The 2742-nt window shown below is 73.7% G+C and carries 4 protein-coding genes; 1 reads left to right on the forward strand and 3 read right to left on the reverse strand.

Features of this window, described 5'->3' with window-relative positions; translation table 11 throughout:
* On the forward strand, window positions 1-640 hold a 640-nt coding region (locus HUW36_RS30150; protein ID WP_174531194.1), incomplete at its 5' end, for a GGDEF domain-containing protein.
* Window positions 641-707: 67 nt separating this feature from the next.
* On the opposite strand, the gene prfA is transcribed toward HUW36_RS30150, so the two are convergent.
* The 3 genes from prfA to HUW36_RS30165 all read right to left on the reverse strand — a co-directional run.
* Window positions 708-1796 carry a peptide chain release factor 1 gene (gene prfA / locus HUW36_RS30155; RefSeq protein ID WP_174531195.1) on the reverse strand — a complete coding sequence of 363 codons (1089 nt, stop codon included), beginning with the start codon at window positions 1794-1796 and terminating at the stop codon, window positions 708-710.
* Between the two features lie 90 nt (window positions 1797-1886).
* Window positions 1887-2111, reverse strand: coding sequence for a 50S ribosomal protein L31 (gene rpmE, locus HUW36_RS30160; RefSeq protein ID WP_013288272.1), 225 nt, complete (start codon window positions 2109-2111; stop codon window positions 1887-1889).
* A 357-nt stretch (window positions 2112-2468) separates the two neighbouring features.
* A partial coding sequence (locus tag HUW36_RS30165; RefSeq protein ID WP_174531196.1) for a hypothetical protein occupies window positions 2469-2742 on the reverse strand: 274 nt, incomplete at its 5' end.

The raw sequence follows: 2742 nt of genomic DNA on the forward strand, positions 1-2742 counted from the left end.
CCGGGCCGGCGACCACGCCGGCGCGCACCGGGCCGACCGGCACGCGTTCCGGCTGGCCGCGCGGCGCAGCGACCGCCTGCGGGACGTCTACATCGACGGCATCGCCGCCCGGATCGACCACGAGGAGATGCGCCGCGAGGCGGCCCGGTACGAGGGCGAGGCGCTCACCGACCCACTCACCGGCCTGCCCAACCGGCGCCGGTTGGAGCGCTACCTCGGCGCGGTGGTGTCCCGGGGCGAGCGGGTGGTGATCGGCGTGTGCGACCTGGACGGGTTCAAGGCGGTGAACACCCGCCACGGCCACCACTCCGGCGACCTGGTGCTGCAACGGATCGCCGGCGTGATCAACCGGGTGATGCGGCGGGGCGACTTCGTCTCCCGCTACGGCGGGGACGAGTTCGTCGTGGTGCTCCCGGACACCGGCATGGCGGAGGCGGTCGAGGTGGCGCGACGGATCGAGGCGGCCGTCCGCACCGAGGACTGGGAGTCGCTGGTCCCCGGCACGCCGGTCGGCGTGACGATCGGCTTCGCCGAGGTCGACGGCAGCACCACGGTCAGCGTCCGGGAGGCGCTCGGCACCGCGTTCGAGCTGGCCGATCGGGCGATGCTGCGCGCCAAGGCGCGCCCGCGCGCGAGCTGAGCGGTAAGGAAGGGCCCCCTGTTAACGCCTCCGGTAGAGGAGGGGCCCCCGCTTAACACCCCGGCGGTCAGCGGCGGGACAGCTCGGTCTCGCCGGCCAGCCGGGCCGCGCGGTCCGCCTCGGCCAGCGCGTCGAGCACCCCGTCCAGCTCGCCGGCCAGCGCCAGGTCGAGGTTGTACGCGGTGTAGCCGATGCGGTGGTCGGTGATCCGGTTCTGCGGGAAGTTGTAGGTGCGGATCCGCTCCGACCGGTCCACGGTGCGCACCTGCGCCTTGCGCGCGTCCGACGCCGCCGCGTCGGCCTGCTCCTGGGCCGCGGCGAGCAGCCGGGCGCGCAGGATGCGCATGGCCTGCTCCCGGTTCTGCAGCTGCGACTTCTCGTTCTGGCAGGAGACCACGATGCCGGTCGGCACGTGGGTGATCCGGACCGCCGAGTCGGTGGTGTTGACCGACTGGCCACCGGGGCCGGACGAGCGGAACACGTCGATCCGCAGCTCGTTCGGGTCGATGGTGACGTCGACGTCCTCCGCCTCCGGCAGCACCAGCACGCCGGCGGCGCTGGTGTGGATCCGGCCCTGCGACTCGGTGACCGGGACCCGCTGCACCCGGTGCACGCCGCCCTCCCACTTGAGCCGGGACCAGACGCCGTTGCCGCCGTCCGGCACGCCCTTGCTCTTGATCGCCAGCGAGACGTCCTTGACGCCGCCGAGGTCGGAGTCCTGCGCGTCGATCACCTCGGTGACCCAGCCGTGCCGCTCGGCGTACCGGGTGTACATCCGCAGCAGGTCGCTGGCGAACAGTGCGGACTCCTCGCCGCCCTCACCGGCCTTGATCTCGACGATCACGTCCTTGGCGTCGTGCGGGTCGCGCGGGATGAGCAGCTCCGCCAGCCGCTCCTCCAGCGCCGGCAGCGAGGCCGCGATGGTGTCCGCCTCGGCGGCGAACGCCGCGTCCTCGGCGGCCAGCTCGCGGGCCGCGGCGAGGTCGGCCCGGGCCTGCTCCAGCTCACCCGCCGCCTTGTGCAGCGGCACCAGCTCGGCGTACCGGCGGCCGACCCGCCGGGCGGTGCCCTGGTCGGCGTGGATGGCCGGGTCGGCCAGCCGCTTCTCCAGCTCGGCGTACTCGCCGAGGAGGGCGGCCAGGCGCTCACTGCTCATGCTGCGGATGCTCCTTCGGAAGACGCCGGGCGGAAAACGGACGAACGCCCGTGCCCGGCACGGAGCCGGACACGGGCGTCGTCGACGGAGCTACTTGGCCTTCTTGGCCTGAACCTTGGCGTACTTCTGCTGGAACTTCGCGACCCGACCGGCGGTGTCCAGCACGCGCTGCTTACCGGTGTAGAACGGGTGGCAGGCGCTGCAGGTCTCGACGCTGATGGCGCCGCCCTTGGCGGTGCTGCGGGTCGTGAACGTGTTGCCGCAGGAGCAGCGGACCTCGGTGGTCACGTACTCCGGGTGGATGTTGGGCTTCATGTCGCCTCGGTCCTTTCGTCGGTGGTCGCCGGGTCGCCGTCGGTGCGTCCCGTCGTCCGCGACGGGCTCGGGCGTGAACCGGAACCGGTGGCCGATTGACCAGTGTGCCATGGGCGTCGCCCGCCCGGCACAGCAGGTCCGGCTGCCACAACGCCCGCCCGCCCCACCGCATTCCCACCCACCCCGCCCCCATGCCCCCACCGGTCGCGCGTCCCCCCGCAGCCCTCCGCGTCACCCGTGGTCGGTCATGAGGTTGGCGGCACCGTACGTCCGTTTTGTCGCGGTCAACCTCATGATCGACCACGGGGGCGGGCCGGTGGAGGGCTCCTCCCCCAGGTCGAGGAGCCCTCCGGCCGGTCAGGCGGCGGCGCGCGCCGCCTTGGTGGTGGTCACCGTCTTCTCGACGCGGACGCCGTTGACGGTGACCGCGAGCAGGACCCGCGCGCCGGGACGCAACGCGGTGAGCTGCCCGGTCGCCGGGTCGAACCGGGCCACGTGCCAGGGCCGTACCCCGGCCGCACCGCCGATGTGCAGGTTCGGCGAGCCGGACCAGTCCGCGCTGACCGGCGCGGCCACCGGCACCTCCCGGCCGCCGGGCTGGGTGAGCGTGGCGGCGACGGCCGCCGGAGCG

The organism is Micromonospora maritima (genome assembly GCF_902825405.1).
Classification (GTDB): domain Bacteria; phylum Actinomycetota; class Actinomycetes; order Mycobacteriales; family Micromonosporaceae; genus Micromonospora; species Micromonospora maritima.

What these genes read in the sequence shown, in the direction of transcription:
- prfA (WP_174531195.1), bottom strand. Translation starts at nt 1,796, where the DNA reads ATGAGCAGTGAGCGCCTGGCCGCCCTCCTCGGCGAGTACGCCGAGCTG.
- rpmE (WP_013288272.1), bottom strand. Translation starts at nt 2,111, where the DNA reads ATGAAGCCCAACATCCACCCGGAGTACGTGACCACCGAGGTCCGCTGC.